This window comes from Martelella sp. (assembly GCF_984369615.1).
In genome coordinates this window covers 1-15,235 of sequence record NZ_CFHTCS010000077.1, presented here as the reverse complement: position 1 = coordinate 15,235, position 15,235 = coordinate 1, and the positions used below count along the sequence as shown (strand labels likewise).

General features: G+C 61.6%; 11 protein-coding genes, 1 tRNA gene and 1 riboswitch. Of the genes, 8 read left to right on the top strand and 4 right to left on the bottom strand.

Annotation, left to right across the window (positions count from 1 at the left end; genetic code table 11):
• Position 1 precedes the first annotated feature (1 nt).
• Positions 2-91 (top strand) — tRNA-Ser (locus AC5DC2_RS08695).
• Positions 92-252: 161 nt separating this feature from the next.
• Here the strand turns inward: AC5DC2_RS08695 and AC5DC2_RS08690 are convergent.
• Positions 253-1,701, bottom strand: a complete 1,449-nt coding sequence (locus tag AC5DC2_RS08690) for a DUF6880 family protein (protein ID WP_491698215.1) — start codon at positions 1,699-1,701, stop codon at positions 253-255.
• A 238-nt stretch (positions 1,702-1,939) separates the two neighbouring features.
• Here AC5DC2_RS08690 and AC5DC2_RS08685 point away from each other — a divergent pair, with 238 nt between their 5' ends.
• From AC5DC2_RS08685 to AC5DC2_RS08670, 4 genes are all read left to right on the top strand, one after another.
• A complete protein-coding gene (locus AC5DC2_RS08685; RefSeq protein WP_491698214.1) occupies positions 1,940-2,773 on the top strand; it encodes an acetoin reductase in 834 nt (277 codons plus the stop codon).
• A 360-nt stretch (positions 2,774-3,133) separates the two neighbouring features.
• Entirely contained in the window at positions 3,134-3,907 is a 774-nt protein-coding gene (locus AC5DC2_RS08680) for a YrhK family protein (protein ID WP_491698213.1), read from the top strand.
• Between the two features lie 118 nt (positions 3,908-4,025).
• Positions 4,026-5,642 carry an FMN-binding glutamate synthase family protein gene (locus AC5DC2_RS08675; RefSeq protein WP_491698212.1) on the top strand — a complete coding sequence of 539 codons (1,617 nt, stop codon included), beginning with the start codon at positions 4,026-4,028 and terminating at the stop codon, positions 5,640-5,642.
• Positions 5,643-5,874: 232 nt separating this feature from the next.
• Positions 5,875-7,482, top strand: a complete 1,608-nt coding sequence (locus AC5DC2_RS08670; RefSeq protein ID WP_491698211.1) for an APC family permease — start codon at positions 5,875-5,877, stop codon at positions 7,480-7,482.
• 75 nt (positions 7,483-7,557) lie between these two features.
• Here the strand turns inward: AC5DC2_RS08670 and apaG are convergent, their stop codons facing one another.
• Together apaG and AC5DC2_RS08660 are read right to left on the bottom strand one after the other, a co-directional pair.
• A complete protein-coding gene (gene apaG, locus AC5DC2_RS08665) occupies positions 7,558-7,941 on the bottom strand; it encodes a Co2+/Mg2+ efflux protein ApaG (RefSeq protein ID WP_244435486.1) in 384 nt (127 codons plus the stop codon).
• A 74-nt stretch (positions 7,942-8,015) separates the two neighbouring features.
• Positions 8,016-9,200 (bottom strand): O-succinylhomoserine sulfhydrylase, encoded by a 1,185-nt coding sequence (locus tag AC5DC2_RS08660; RefSeq protein WP_491698210.1) that lies wholly within the window; start codon positions 9,198-9,200, stop codon positions 8,016-8,018.
• Positions 9,201-9,234: 34 nt separating this feature from the next.
• Positions 9,235-9,312: riboswitch (SAM riboswitch) on the bottom strand.
• Positions 9,313-9,381: 69 nt separating this feature from the next.
• Here AC5DC2_RS08660 and AC5DC2_RS08655 point away from each other — a divergent pair.
• The gene (locus AC5DC2_RS08655; RefSeq protein ID WP_491698209.1) at positions 9,382-10,470 is read left to right on the top strand and encodes a 2'-deoxycytidine 5'-triphosphate deaminase; all 1,089 of its coding nucleotides are present in this window, start codon (positions 9,382-9,384) and stop codon (positions 10,468-10,470) included.
• Positions 10,471-10,562: 92 nt separating this feature from the next.
• Here AC5DC2_RS08655 and AC5DC2_RS08650 read toward each other — a convergent pair whose 3' ends face one another.
• A complete protein-coding gene (locus AC5DC2_RS08650) occupies positions 10,563-12,242 on the bottom strand; it encodes an alpha-glucosidase (RefSeq protein WP_491698208.1) in 1,680 nt (559 codons plus the stop codon).
• Positions 12,243-12,639: 397 nt separating this feature from the next.
• Here AC5DC2_RS08650 and AC5DC2_RS08645 point away from each other — a divergent pair, with 397 nt between their 5' ends.
• The gene (locus AC5DC2_RS08645; protein WP_491698207.1) at positions 12,640-14,847 is read left to right on the top strand and encodes an anthranilate synthase; all 2,208 of its coding nucleotides are present in this window, start codon (positions 12,640-12,642) and stop codon (positions 14,845-14,847) included.
• A gap of 94 nt (positions 14,848-14,941) precedes the next feature.
• Positions 14,942-15,235 (top strand): cation efflux transmembrane domain-containing protein (locus AC5DC2_RS08640; RefSeq protein ID WP_491698206.1); only part of this gene is annotated, 294 nt, incomplete at its 3' end.

Here is a 15,235-nt window from a genome sequence, read left to right as displayed (position 1 = left end):
TGGAGAGGTGGCAGAGTGGTCGAATGCACCGCACTCGAAATGCGGCATACGGGCAACCGTATCGGGGGTTCGAATCCCCCCCTCTCCGCCAGGTTTTTCAGCCGCAAAGACAGTGATATGCGTCGCAGCACGTCGAGCCGTCTGGTGCTCAGAAAAGCCGCTGTTTCGAGCCGGGCAAGAGCGACGGTTGCTACCGGGGCGCTTCCTTGGGGCTGGGAAGCCTGCGGCGGCGCATTTTTCGCGGCGGCAGAATCAGTAAAGCCGCTCCATGGCTGCCCAGAAGCCCGTTTTATTGCCGTGGTCACGCTGCAGCTTTTCCATGTAGACACGGTGTGGCTCGACTGAACCGAAATCGGCAATCTGCACTGCAAGCGCTTCGCACGCGATCACGTGTCTGGCTGCATGCTTGTAGCGGCTGGAACGGGCGTTTGTGAGACTGAAGTCGATCATGGCTCTGAGCAGCAATGTCGCCGCAAGCGGGTATTTCTCCTTCAGCGTTTCGCTGGCCGGGGTCAGAAGCTCGTAATAGTTGCCGTCGATTTCACCACAACGGTCGAGGATTAGCGCATTGGCCTCGCGAAGCGCCGGCCATTCCATGAAGAACAGCAGGGCTTGATGCACGTTCGGATAGGTCGCGACCCAGGACATCGCTTTTTCTTCCGCCTCGAGGTCATCAAAATCGGGCAAGCGTTTCAGATAGTCGCGGAGATGCTGCTGTTCGAGCGATGCTTCAAAACACTGCCATCTGAAGTCCTGCGCCTCGTCGCCGCGGCCGAGTGCCTCAAGCGCATCGGCGCGTGCCCGTTCCCATTCCAGAACCGGCAAAAGCCGGTCTTTCTTCGGTGCTGCCTGGTCGAGCCGTGTCAGTGCTTCTCCGGCTCTGCCGGCTTCAAGCAGCCGTTCCGCCATACTTGCGGCGATCATCGGCGAGCGCTTGGCTTCTTCGGTCTGCAGCGCGATATAGGCATCGACGTCGCCCTCGGCATCGGCAATGGCTTCCAGCGCGATGCGGGCGGACAGATCATCGTGACGGTTATAGACCTCATCCTCGTAAAGCGGTCCGTTCTGGCTCATGCCGATGATCCGGCCTTCGCGCCGGGGCTTTTCCTGTCCGGTTTCGTCGAGCCATTGAGTGGAAAGTTCTTTCAGGCGTGCGAGTCCGTCAGCGCCCAGCGCCGGTAGCATTGCCTCGATCAGCGGATCATATTGGCCGTAGCCATTGTTGCGCAGCGCCTGAAATATCTTTTCCGCCAATGTTTCGGGGGATGTCTCCGATGCCTTTGCGATGCGCCCGGCATCGACACAGGCGAGATGAAAGCTCTCGACGAGCGAACCGCTGCCATCATCGGAACGTGCGAAGATGGAATCGGACAGGTGCAGAAAGCGCCAGATCAGTTCGAACGCTTCGTCAGGGTCTTGAGGTTCAAGTTTCTCGATGATGGCCGAACGCTGGGTCTCGAGGTCCGCTTTCAGCTTCTTGACCTTCCTCCAGTCTATGAAGCTGCGGGCGCGCTGTATGCGGGTGAGGTGCTTGCGGATTTCCCGGGCCATCTCGCCACTGCTCTGTTCGCCAGCAAGTTCCAGGCGCAGCCGCCGTTTATGGGCAGCGCTTCCGGTCGAGATTTCGATCAAGAGCTCCGCCAGCCGCTTTGCGCCGAGCGCTTCCAGGTTCTTCGCGTTGAGCGTTGTCTTCTTGGCCATAAGCTCCGGCTCACTTAAATTTCATACCGATATTATTCGTTGAGTTGCGACAGTGGAAAGCCCCCGACCTGGAGAAAACACCTTTCGAAAATCAAACGCGGTATCGCAATTCCGCCTATGCGTTACCACATGGAAAAGTGGCTCACTAATCAAGTGAGTAAACCAAGCCGGCGCGCAGAACCGGCGGGCTTTGGGGGAACGCCGTTCTGCTCTCGTGTGCGGAAGCAGGAACCGAAACATGCGTGTGACCAGTGTCTCACTGTCATGCCGCAGAATGCAAAGGAAGGTTATCATGTCCCTCAAAGGTAAAGTCGCGTTGGTCACGGGATCAAGTCAGGGTATCGGGCGCGGTATCGCGTTGCGTCTGGCCGCGGATGGCGCGGATATCGCTCTGGTCGACATTCAGGCCGAGAAGCTCGCAGCGGTCAAGTCCGAGGTCGAGGCGCTCGGGGTGAAGGCCACAACGTTTGAAGCCGATGTGAGCAAGCGCGACCAGGTCTATGCCGCCATTGATGATGCCGAGCAAAAGCTGGGCGGCTTTGATGTGATGGTCAACAACGCCGGCATTGCGCAGGTGAAGCCGCTCGCCGATGTCACGCCGGAAGACACGGACCGTATCTTCCGCATCAATGTTGACGGCGTGCTCTGGGGTATTCAGGCGGCAGCGAAGAAATTCATCGAGCGCGGCCAGAAGGGCAAGATCATCAATGCCTCTTCCATTGCGGGACATGATGGATTCGAAATGCTTGGCATATATTCCGCGACGAAGTTCGCTGTTCGGGCTCTGACGCAGGCCGCCGCCAAGGAATATGCAAGCCAGGGCATCACGGTGAATGCCTATTGCCCGGGTATTGTGGGCACTGACATGTGGGTCGAGATCGACGAGCGCTTTTCGGAGCTTACCGGCGCGCCCAAGGGCGAAACCTATAAGAAATATGTCGATGGCATTGCGCTTGGACGCGCGCAAACGCCTGAAGATGTTGCGGCGCTGGTCGCTTTCTTTGCAAGCAGTGACTCCGACTACATTACCGGTCAGTCATTTCTGACCGATGGCGGGATTGTCTATCGCTGAAGCTGTAGCAGAGAGAGTTCGGCGGCGGATTTTCCCCGCCGCCTCGGTTTGCTGGCAAACCTCTCCTTTTAACGGGCGTCCGCGGCCTTGTGTCGAGGAACTGGCCACCGTTTTGCAGGGGCAGCGCCGGGTTTCATAACATATTTATTGAAATCATTTCCCGCCCGAGAGGCTTGTCGCGTTGACACGTGCTTGGATGCCGGGACAGGTCCGAGCATGACGGCGGAGCGTGAGGCAAGCTTTGTCAACACAACTGCGGCGGCCTGTTTTCCCGCTTTTCAGGGTTTTTGCGTCCCGGGGGTTGTTCCTGGGCCTTCGCCGGGGCCATGATCGGCGGCGAAAGAGGGAGCCCGGTCCGCCATGCCGCATATGTTCGTCAACCGACCGCGTATACATGATTTCGTCGCTGACGATCCCGACAACAGAAAGAACTTCCGCTGGGAGACCATCAATGCCGCCGCCTATCAGCTGGGCGGTCTGGTGTTCATCTTCGGCAGCATCTGTTTCTTCCCGGCGCTTTCCGCCTACGCCGATCTCGGCGCCTGGACCTTCTTTTTCGGTTCGCTGCTCTACCTCCTGGTCACCGGTCACGATCTGATCGAGGTGTTCATCCATGCCCGCGAGCGCGAGAGCGTTGCCACACTTTGGGACCGGCTGGGGTTCTGGGCGGCGTGGACCTATGTCGCCGGCACGCTGCTTTTCGTCGCCGGCAGCATCTTCTTCCTGTCGTCCGTCGGCTGGGAAACGGCCGGCGCCTGGTGTTTCATCATCGGCAGCGTTCTGTTCGTCGGCGGCGCGGTCATCAACGTCATCCAGATCGTCCAGGCCGACGATCTCGTGACGCTTCAGATGATGAACCTGACCGCGGTCGCCTTCGTCGTCGGATCGACACTCTTCGCCGTCGCCTCGATCCCCTATCTCTGGGAGGTTTCGAGCCCTGCCGACGAGGTCAGGATCGACGGTTTTCTCGCCTGGCAGTATCTCGTCGGAAGCGGATTGTTCTTCATCGGCGGCCTGCTCAATTATCGCCGCGCCTACCGCATCGTGGCCCAGGCGCTCGGCAAGCCGACCCTCTATGCCAGCCATCCGATGAAGCCCCTGGCGCCGCGCAGGAAGAAGCCCTGGGAGCGCTAGTGCGCCCCGATCGACCTGCCGAACCCGCCTTGAGACAACACCTGAAATTGCAGAGACCGGCTAGCCAGAATGTAAGCGTTCTGCTAGCGCATGAGATAAGGAAAAGGGGGAAGTCTCGATGGTTGACATGCTTTTGCGGTGCATCGTGCCGATCGCGGCCGCTTTCTTCACGGTTGTGGCGCTCGCGACGGGATGGTTCTGGATCCTCTTGTTCACGGTTCCGGCTCTGGCGGTCTCGGCTTATGACTGGTTCCAGTCGTCATGGACAATTACCCGCAACTATCCCGTTCTGGGTCGCATCCGCTGGATGGCTCTTTCGCTGCGTCCCTTCATCCGCGCCTATGCGGTTGAGGACGATACCCATGGGACGCCCTATTCCTATGCGGCGCGCGAACTGATCAAGACGCGCTCGCACGGGCTTCCCGATACCATTCCCTTCGGGACGGAACTCGAACTCTATTCCGATCCGCATCACTGGATTTCCCATTCCATGGCGCCGGAGCGTAATCCGGATCTCTCACCGCGCATCATGGTCGGCAACGCGCAGGCGTCGAAGCCCTATTCGGCCTCGATCCTCAACATCTCGGCAATGAGTTTCGGCGCGCTTTCGGCCAATGCCGTGAAAGCGATGAACATCGGCGCGCGCGACGGCGGCTTTTATCAGGATACCGGCGAGGGCGGTCTGAGCCGTCATCACCTGGAGCATGGCGGCGATCTCGTCTGGGAGATCGGTTCGGGCTATTTCGGCGCGCGCGACAAGGACGGCCGGTTCGATCCGGAGATGTTCCGCGACAAGGCGGCGAACGACGCGGTGAAGATGACCGAGATCAAGGTCAGCCAGGGCGCCAAGCCCGGGCATGGCGGCATGCTTCTGGGCTCCAAGGTGACGCCCGAAATCGCCGAGGTCCGCGGTGTTCCGGTCTATCAGAACTGTCTGTCGCCGCGCGGCCACTCCGCCTTCTCGACGCCCGCGCAGATGCTGCATTTTGCCGCCACGATGCGCGAGCTCTCCGGCGGCAAGCCGGTCGGGATCAAGTTCTGCGTGGGGCAGCCGCACGAGCCTTTCGCGCTCGTCAAGGCGATGCTCACGACCGGCATCTATCCCGACTTCATCGTCATCGACGGGGCGGAGGGCGGCACGGGCGCCGCGCCGCTGGAACTTGCCGACTGGGTCGGCATGCCGCTCTGGGACGGGCTGGTGCTGATGCGCAACGCCCTCGTCGGCGCGGGCGTGAAGAAACATGTGCGGCTTGCGGCCAGCGGCAAGGTGTTCTCCGGCATGGGGCTTGCCCACAACCTCGCCCTTGGCGCGGACTGGTGCAACGCCGCGCGCGCCTTCATGATGTCCGTCGGCTGCATCCAGGCCCAGCGCTGTCACACCGGCACCTGTCCCACCGGCGTGACCACCCAGGACAAGTGGCGCCAGCGCGCGCTCGTGCCGGAGGAACAGGGGCATCACGCCGCCCGGTTCCACAAGAAGACGCTCGAGGCGCTGGCCGATATCGTCGCCGCCTGCGGCTTTGCCCATCCCCAGGACCTTCAGCCGCACCACATCATGCACCGCGTCGGCTCGCATGATTCCGTGCCGCTCGACAAGCTTCATCCCTTCCTCGCCGAAGGCGTGTTGTCGTCGGATCCGGACTCGACGATCTATGCCGACTGGTGGCGCGCGGCAAGTTCCGACAGTTTCCGTCCCGTGGAGGACCTCGTTCGCATCAGGGCGAATAACGGCTAGGAATGTGTGGTCATTCTTTTATCGCAATGGAGGAGAATTCTCTCTTTCATACGGGTTGATCCGCGCCTTCACGTCAGCGCCAGAAACTGACGGAACGGCGCGCAAAGCGATTGACTTGAAACGGCGTGCGCATGAATACTTAAGATTGTGAGTATATACATTCGCTGCGGTGTGCCAGCAGGGGTGGCCGGCTGCATTCAGTGAAGCGCGTTAAGCTAGGGGAACATAAAAAATGGCAATGCGACGCGAAATCGGCCTGATCGGCCTGACGTTTGTCGCCGTGGGCGGCGTTTTGGGATCGGGATGGCTCTTTGCGCCGCTCGATACGGCCCAACTGGCGGGACCGGCCTCCATTATCTCATGGTTGATCGGGGCAGTGGCGATGCTGCTGATCGCCCTGACCTATGCGGAAAATTCCACGCTCTTTCCGATCGCGGGCGGTATCGCCCGTATTCCGCAGTTCTCCCACGGCCGGCTTCTGGCGCTGGCCATGGGGTGGAGCGCGTGGGTCGGCTACTGCACGACGGCGCCGATCGAGGTGAAGGCCTCGCTCGGCTATGCCTCGTCCTATCTGCCGTGGCTGACCAATGCCACCGGCGGCCTGACCGTCTCGGGCTACATCGCGGCCGCGATCTTCCTTGCCGTGCTCACGGTGGTGAACGTGTTCGGCGTTGCCTGGTTCGCCCGCATCAACACGACGATGACCTGGTTCAAGCTGATCGTGCCGGTGATCTTCATCGTCGTTGTGGTCGCCGCGCGGTTCGAGCCGTCGAACTTCACCGCCGCCGGCGGCTTCGCGCCCTATGGCGTTCCCGGCATCTTCGCCGCCGTTTCGACAGGCGGCGTGGTTTTCGCCTTCATCGGCTTCCGTCACGCCATTGACCTTGCGGGCGAGGTGAAGAACGCGCAGCGGGTGATCCCGCTGGCGCTGATCCTCTCCGTCCTGATCTGCCTTGCGATTTATCTCGGCCTGCAGATCGCCTTTGTCGGCGCCATCGACCCGACCTCGCTTGCCAGCGGCTGGCACACGATCGAATCGAGCCATGAACTCGGTCCGCTCGGCGCGCTTGCCACCTCCATCGGCGTCTTGTGGCTGCTCAGCATGCTGAATGTCGCCGCCGTGATCTCGCCGGCCGGCAGCGGGCTCGTCTCGGTCAGCTCGAATGCCCGCCTGGCGCTTGCCATGTCGAACAACGGCGTGTTCCCGCGCCTGTTCGCCAAGCTGAACGAATACGGCGTGCCGCTCTGGGGCCTGATCCTCAACTATGTGGTGGCGCTTTTGATGCTGATCATCCTGCCCTTCCAGGAAATCCTGGCGCTCAACAGCGCGGCGGTGGTGCTGTCCTTCATCGCCGGTCCGGTGTCCATGGTGGCCTTCCGCTATCTCGCGCCGAATGCCCGCCGTCCCTTCGTGGTGCCCGCGGCCGGCGTCATCGGGGCGCTTGCCTTCATGATCGCGACGCTGATGATCTACTGGTCGGGCTGGAGCACGATCTGGGTTCTGCTTGTGTTGCTGTTCATCGGCGCGGCGCTGTTTTTCCTGCGCCTGGCGGTGATCGGCCGGGAGGATCTGGAACCGATGAGCGCCGCGTGGTTCGGGGTCTACATGGCCGGCGTCGCCATCATCTCCTATCTCGGCGGTTATGGCGGCGGACTCGGCGTCATTCCGCATCCGGTCGATTCGATCGTGGCGGCCCTGTTCTCGCTTGCCGTCTTCCTGATGGCGGTGCGCGGCCGCATTTCGCAGGACATTTTCGATCGCTTCCGCCGCGAACAGCACGATATCGAGCTGCAGGAATATGGCGGCGCCGATGTCGAGGATGTCATGACGCGCGAGTAATCCGGGCGCCTGCCGAATGGGCTTTCATACGCCGCCCTTTTCTTGAGCGGGGAGGGCGGCTTTTTCCCGCCGTCCTCAATGGCGGGAGCGGTCCTCATAGGGGGAATCGAGCGAGAAGGGCGGAATGGCGACCTGCAGCAGGCGGTTGTCGCCGGTGCGGGCCACATAATGGCCGACCATGATGCCGGACGCGGTGTCGAGCGGGGCGGCCGACTGGTAGGAGAACCGTTCGCCGCTGGCCAGTACCGGCTGCTTGCCGGCAACGCCCGGCCCGTTGACGATCTCGACGATCCCGTCGGCATTGGTGATGGTCCAGTGACGGGCGACGATCTGGACATCGACCGCGCCGTGATTGACGATCTCGATGTCATAGGCCCAGACGAACTGGTTCTCCGCCGGAGCGGAATGCTCGTCCAGAAAACGGGTTTCCACCCTGACCTCGATCTCGTCCGTCGTCACGCTTTGCAAAAGCGGGCTCCCACTGGCCTCTCCGCCGGGACCTTTCGCCTCCGGCCGGTCTGCAATTCTGGCGCTTATGCCGGCAGTTTTGCAAGGGCCTGGGCAAAATCGTCGACCAGGTCGTCGGTATCCTCGATGCCGGCGGAAAACCGGATCGTGCCGCCGGAAATGCCGAGCTCGGCGCGCGCCTCGTCGGAGAGGTTCTTGTGCGTCGTCGTCGCCGGATGGGTGATCAGGCTCTTGGCATCGCCGAGATTGTTGGAAATCGAGACGATATCGAGTGCATCCTGCAGCGCAAAGGCCGCATCCTTGCCGCCCTTCAGTTCGAAGGCGATGAGCGACGACCCCGCAGTCATCTGCTTCTTGATGATGTCGGCCTGGGGGTGGTCCGCGCGGCCGGGGTAGATCACGCGGGCGACCTGTTTCTGGTCGGCGAGGAAATCCGCGATCTTTCCGGCGCTTTCCGTCTGCTGGCGAACACGCAGCGGGAAGGTCTCCAGCCCCTTCATCAACAGCCAGGCGTTGAAGGGCGAAAGGGCAGGGCCGGTATGGCGGAAATAGTCCTGCAGTTCCTCCTCGATCCACTTTTTCGACGACAGGATGACGCCGCCGAGGCACCGGCCCTGTCCGTCAATATGCTTGGTCGCCGAATAGACGACGACATCGGCGCCGAGTTCCAGCGGCTTCTGGTAAAGCGCGGTGGCGAACACATTGTCGACGACGAGGCGGGCGCCGGCCTGGTGCGCGAGATCGGCAACGCCGGCGATGTCGACCACTTCCAGCGTCGGATTGGTCGGGCTCTCGATAAAGAACAGCTTTGTGTTCGGACGGATGGCGGCCTCGAAGGCGGCGAGGTCGCGCCCGTCAACGAGCGTGCAGTCGATGCCGTATTTTGGCGCGAGCGTTTCCACGACCCAGCGGCAGGAGCCGAAGAGCGCGCGGCCGGCGACGATATGGTCGCCGGCCTTCAGCTGGCAGAGGATGGCGGCGGAAACGGCAGCCATGCCGGAGGCCGTGGCGCGGGCGTCCTCCGCTCCCTCGAGCGCGCACATGCGCTTTTCGAACATGTCATTGGTGGGGCTGCCGTAGCGGGCATAGATGAAACCGTCGTCCTCGCCCTTGAAACGGGCCTCGGCGGCGGCCGAATTCTCGTAGAGGAAGCCCTGCGTCATGAAGATGCCCTCGGACATCTCGCCATACTGCGACCGCAGGCTTCCTGCATGAACGAGCTTGGTTTGCGGACGCCAGGACTTCTTCATTTTCATCTCTCCAAACAAAAAAACCGGTCGCTAAGGGACCGGTTACCCGGCCTTTTAGCTACTTGTTTAACGTGGCTGCAAGCCGACCGGCCAAATCACCACGGGGATAAGGCGGCATAATCCCTATAAGCGCTTGCGTCAATTCTGAAAGATTGGTTTTGTCGGCCAACAGGAGCAAAACATGTCCAAGACGCCCGGAATCCTGCCCGATCACGCCATTGCCGCACTGCTCGAGCAGAAAAATCTGACCACGACGAAGCCGCTGGATCACGACCAGGTCCAGCCCGCAAGCCTCGACTTGCGCCTTGGCGCAAAAGCCTACCGGGTGCGCGCCAGTTTCCTGCCTGGTCCGCGCCACAGCGTTGCCGACAAGCTTTCGCGGCTTTCCATGCACGAGATCGACCTCTCGCAGGGCGCGGTTCTTGAGACGGGCTGCGTCTATATCGTCGAACTGATGGAGGGGCTCGCCCTGCCGGAGCATCTCTCCGCGTCAACCAACCCGAAAAGCTCGACCGGCAGGCTCGATATCTTCACCCGCGTGATCCCGGATTTCGCGCAGGAGTTCGATGTCATTCCTTCGGGCTATCGGGGACCGCTCTACCTGGAAATCTCGCCGCGCACCTTTCCGGTGATCGTGCGCCAGGGCTCGCGTCTCTCGCAGATCCGCTTTCGCTCCGGGCATTCGGCGCTTGGCGAAGACGCGCTGATGGCGCTGCATCGCGCCGAAACCTTGGTTGCCAGCGACATGCCCAATATTTCCGACGGCGGCATTGCGTTGTCGATCGATCTCGAAGGCGAGGGGCTGGTCGGCTATCGCGGCAAGCACCATACCGGGGTCATCGATGTTGACCGCAAGGCCGGCTACGACATTCTTGATTACTGGGAGCCCATTCAGGGGCGCGGCAAGGGCGAGCTGATCCTCGACCCGGACGAGTTCTATATTCTTGTCTCGCGCGAGGCCGTGCACGTGCCGCCGCTTTTCGCCGCCGAGATGACGCCGTTCGACCCGCTGGTCGGCGAATTCCGCGTCCACTATGCGGGTTTTTTCGATCCGGGCTTCGGCCATGCGGAGGCCGGCGGCAGGGGCGCGCGCGCGGTGCTCGAGGTCAGAAGCCACGAGGTGCCCTTCATCCTGGAACACGGCCAGATCGTCGGCCGCCTGGTTTACGAGCGCATGATGGATCCGCCGACGGCGCTCTACGGTTCCGGTCTCGGCTCGAACTACCAGGCCCAGGGCCTGAAACTGTCGAAACATTTCCGCGCAGGGTGAGAAGGCCCCGGAACGGACGGAACGTCAAGGATTGCGAGGCCGAGAAGGGAGGGCGCCCGGCGGGCGCCGCCGGCATTTTTGTCCGCTCCCCGTCAGGTCGCGGGCTTGAGCACCACTGCCTCCCAGGGCAGAAGCGTCAGCGCGTCATCGGCGATAGCCGCGCCACGGTCCTCCTCGTTGCTGGCGAGGCCGGACGCCCCCTTCAGCGCCGCATGACGCCAGGTCACCGGTTCGCGCGAGAAGTTGATGGCCGTGACCAGACGGGCGTCATCAAGCCTGCGCTCGAAGGCGAAGACCGTCTCGTGATCGGGCGCAAGATCTTCATAGGTGCCGTAGACGAGGGCAGGCATTTCATGGCGCAGCGCAATCAGCCGCCGGTAATGATGGTAGACCGAGCCTTGATCCGCCCGCGCGGCCGCGGCGTTGATCTCCAAATAATTCGGATTGACCGCAAGCCAGGGCTTTTGCGCCGTGGTGAAGCCGGCATTCGTTGAAGCATCCCATTGCATCGGCGTGCGGGCATGGTCGCGGCTCACCCTGTTGAGGTTCTCAAGAAGCTCCCCGGCGCTGACCTTGCCGGTCTCGACATGGTCCTGCCTGAGGCCCCGCACCTCGATATCGTCGAACTGGTCGAGATCGGTGAAGGGATAGTTGACCATGCCGATCTCCTCACCCTGATAGATGAAGGGCGTGCCGCGCATGGTCAGCATCATCGTTGCCAGCGCCTTGGCCGAGAGCACGCGGTACTGCGGGGCGGGATCGCCGAAATGGCTGACGGTGCGCGGCTGGTCGTGATTGCCGAGGAAGACGGTGTTCCAGCCGGTCATGCCGACGGCCTTGTCGAGCCGGTCGAAGGTCGCCTTCATGTCGGTGAGCTTGCGCGGCTTCCAGCGCCAGCCGTCACGATCGAGCATGACGACGGCGAAGTTGAAGATCATGTTGAGTTCGTTGCGGGCCTCGTCGACGAAAAGCGGCGTCTCGGCATCCGAAACGCCGGCAGCCTCGCCAACCGTCATGCAGTCATAATGCGACAGCACTTCGCGGTTCATCTCCTGCAGGTATTCGTGCAGGCGCGGCCCGGAAGCGTAGACGCGGCCCGGATCCTTCATCTCTTCCTCAGTCAGGTTGGGGAAGGCGAAATTCTTCGAGATGAACGGGATCACGTCCATGCGGAAACCCGAGACGCCCTTGTCGAGCCAGAAGCGCATCAGTTCATAGACTTGCGTGCGGACTTTCTCGTTGTCCCAGTTCAGGTCCGGCTGTTTCTTCGCAAAATAATGCAGGTAGTAGTCGCCGGTGGCCGCATCCTTCTCCCAGGCGGAGCCGCCGAAATAGGAGACGAAATTGTTGGGCACGCCCTTCGAGCCGTCGCGCCAGATGTAATAGTCGCGCTTGGCGCTGTCGCGCGAGGACCGGCTTTCGACGAACCATTCATGCTCGTCGCTCGAATGGTTGACCACGAGGTCGATGATCAGCCGCATGCCGCGTTTCTTGATCTCGGCAAGCAGGCGGTCGAAATCGGCCATGGTGCCGAATTCCTTCATGACTTTCCGGTAGTCGCGGATGTCGTAGCCATTGTCGGCGTTCGGGCTGTCGAAATGCGGCGACAGCCAGATGACGTCGATGCCGAGACCGGCGACATGGTCGAGCTTCTCGATGATGCCGGGAATGTCGCCGATGCCGTCGCCATTGGAATCGGCGAAGGAGCGGGGATAGATCTGGTAGGCGACGGCCTCTTTCCACCAGTGTCTGCTTTGCGCGGGCTGCGGCATGTCTGCCTCCCTTGATGCTTGTTTTTCAATGCGTTTCTGATCCCGGATTATGTCCGCGCGGGCGCGAGGGCAAGCGTATACGCATGAAATGGGCTTTTCATCCGTGTGCCTATGAAAAGGCTTGAATGGCAGGATTCGCCGTCGCTTTTCTTGCTGCTTGCCAGTCAGGCCAAGCTGGGGTAGAAAAAGCCCATGATGATCACGACGATGAACATTGCTAACTGGTGGTGGGCTCGCTAAAGGCGGCCACGATCACGCATGTCCGGATGATCTGACGAAGCCGCCCTCAAACCGAGGCGGCTTTTTTCGTATTGTCGCCGCCTTTGCGGGGTTCAACGAATGACATTGCGAAACGCGCGGGACGCCGTTTCGCGACACAAAAGGTGGAGCAGGGACAATGAGCCTTCATGAACGGCCGGATGGCGGGGCAAGCTATGAGACGAAAGGCGGCGTGACGATCACGCGAACCCGCCGTTTCGTGCCCTATGGCGATTCCGTATCGAGCTATATCGACCGGCTGGACGAGCGGCGCGGCGCGGTCTTTTCATCGAACTATGAATATCCGGGCCGCTACACCCGCTGGGACACCGCCGTCATCGATCCGCCGGCCGCCATTTCCTGCAATGGCCGCACCATGTGGATCGAGGCCTTCAACGGACGCGGCGAGGCGCTGCTTTCGCTGATACTGCCGGTCGTCGAGGCGCTGGAACCGGTTGCGATCACCGGCCGCACGCCCCGCCGGATCGATCTTCAGGTGGCGGAACCCGACCGTCAGTTCACCGAGGAGGAGCGCTCGAAGGCGCCGACCGTGTTTACGGTCCTGCGCGCCATCGTTGATCTGTTCCATTCCGACGAGGATGCCAGCCTCGGGTTTTACGGCGCCTTCGGCTACGACCTTGCCTTCCAGTTCGATGCCATCAAGCTTAAGCTCGAGCGTCCCGTCGACCAGCGCGACATGGTTCTGTTCCTGCCCGACGAGGTGTTGATGGTCGACAACCATGCCGCCAAGGCCTGGATCGATCGCTACGATTTTGAAAAGGACGGGATCGCGACGGAGGGCAAGGGCGAGGACATCGCTTCCGAGCCATTCCGCCCCGCAAACAGCCTGCCGCCCCGCAGCGACCACCACAAGGGCGAATATGCCGAACTGGTCGCCAAGGCGAAGGAAAGCTTCGTGCGCGGCGACCTCTTCGAGGTCGTGCCCGGCCAGCAGTTCATGGAACGCTGCACCAGCAAGCCGTCGGCGATCTCGAAACGGCTGAAGGCGACCAACCCGTCGCCCTATTCCTTCTTCATCAATCTCGGCAACCAGGAATATCTGATCGGCGCATCCCCGGAAATGTTCGTGCGCGTCACCGGCCGGCGGATCGAGACCTGCCCGATCTCCGGCACCATCAAGCGCGGCGAGGACCCGATTGCCGACAGCCAGCAGATCCTGAAACTTCTGAATTCACAGAAAGACGAGTCGGAACTGACCATGTGTTCCGATGTCGACCGCAATGACAAGAGCCGGGTCTGCGAGCCCGGTTCGGTCAAGGTCATCGGCCGTCGCCAGATCGAGATGTATTCGCGCCTCATCCATACGGTGGACCATATCGAGGGGCGTCTGCGTCCCGACATGGATGCCTTCGACGCGTTTTTGAGCCACGCCTGGGCCGTGACGGTGACCGGCGCGCCGAAACTCTGGGCCATGCGCTTCATCGAAAACCACGAGAAGAGTCCGCGCGCCTGGTATGGCGGCGCTATCGGCATGGTCGGGTTCAACGGCGACATGAATACCGGGCTGACGCTGCGCACGATCCGCGTCAAGAATGGCACGGCGGAAGTGCGGGCCGGCGCCACGCTGCTTTATGATTCCGATCCCCATGAGGAAGAAGCGGAGACCGAATTGAAGGCTTCAGCCATGCTGGCCGCCATCCGTGAGGCGGATGCGGAAAAACTTGCGCCTGCCACGCGGCCGGTATCGAAAATCGGCGCGGGGCTCAAGATCCTGCTTGTCGACCATGAAGACAGTTTCGTCCACACGCTCGCCAATTATTTCAGGCAGACGGGCGCTGAGGTGGCGACCGTGCGCTCGCCGGTGGCAGACGAAACGTTCGAACGGATCGCGCCGGACCTCGTTGTCCTGTCGCCCGGGCCGGGCATGCCGAAGGACTTCGACTGCAAGACGACGATCAAGAAGGCGCGCAGCCGAAACTTGCCGATCTTCGGCGTCTGCCTCGGCCTGCAGGCGCTGGCGGAGGCCTATGGCGGCACGCTGCGTCAGCTTGCTGTGCCCATGCACGGCAAGCCCTCGCGCATTCGCATCCTTGAGCCGGGCCGGCTTTTCGACGGGCTGCCGAAGGAAATCACCGTCGGCCGCTATCACTCGATCTTTGCCGATGCGGTGCAATTGCCGGCCGATTTCGCCATTTCGGCGGAGACCGATGACGGCATCATCATGGGCATCGAGCATGCGCATGAGCCGGTCGCGGCGGTGCAATTTCACCCCGAATCAATCATGACGCTCGGCGGCGATGCCGGCATGCGCATCATCGAAAATGTGGTGGGCAAGCTGGTCGATCGCTCCGGCGAGGCTTTGGGAGACAAAAAGGCGGCAGGGTGAAGACTGTCTTGCCATTGTCGCGATGAGGAGGTAGCAGATCGACAGGGCCGGGCGGCTGTTCCGGCCTTTTCGTTCAGCAAGACGGGATTTTCCAATGACTGGTGGTCAGGCAAAAGGCGGCGGCGCAAGCCGAACGCGGACACTGGCGTTCTGGACGATACCGCTCTCTCTTCTCGTGCTCGGGATCAAGCTTCTCGCCTGGCATCTGACCGGGTCCGTGGCGCTTTTGTCCGACGCGCTGGAATCGATCGTCAATGTGGTTGCCTCCGTCGCCGCTTTCGTCGCGATCGTCTATGCGGCCAAGCCTGCCGACCATGACCACCAGTTCGGTCATCACAAGGCGGAATATATCTCCGCCGTCATTGAGGGCGTGGCAATTGTCGTTGCC

Coding starts and splice junctions, on each gene's coding strand:
- AC5DC2_RS08670 (WP_491698211.1), top strand. CDS start 5,875: ATGGCAATGCGACGCGAAATCGGCCTGATCGGCCTGACGTTTGTCGCC.
- AC5DC2_RS08645 (WP_491698207.1), top strand. CDS start 12,640: ATGAGCCTTCATGAACGGCCGGATGGCGGGGCAAGCTATGAGACGAAA.
- AC5DC2_RS08650 (WP_491698208.1), bottom strand. CDS start 12,242: ATGCCGCAGCCCGCGCAAAGCAGACACTGGTGGAAAGAGGCCGTCGCC.
- AC5DC2_RS08680 (WP_491698213.1), top strand. CDS start 3,134: ATGCCGCATATGTTCGTCAACCGACCGCGTATACATGATTTCGTCGCT.
- AC5DC2_RS08690 (WP_491698215.1), bottom strand. CDS start 1,701: ATGGCCAAGAAGACAACGCTCAACGCGAAGAACCTGGAAGCGCTCGGC.
- AC5DC2_RS08685 (WP_491698214.1), top strand. CDS start 1,940: ATGCGTGTGACCAGTGTCTCACTGTCATGCCGCAGAATGCAAAGGAAG.
- AC5DC2_RS08660 (WP_491698210.1), bottom strand. CDS start 9,200: ATGAAGAAGTCCTGGCGTCCGCAAACCAAGCTCGTTCATGCAGGAAGC.
- AC5DC2_RS08675 (WP_491698212.1), top strand. CDS start 4,026: ATGGTTGACATGCTTTTGCGGTGCATCGTGCCGATCGCGGCCGCTTTC.
- AC5DC2_RS08655 (WP_491698209.1), top strand. CDS start 9,382: ATGTCCAAGACGCCCGGAATCCTGCCCGATCACGCCATTGCCGCACTG.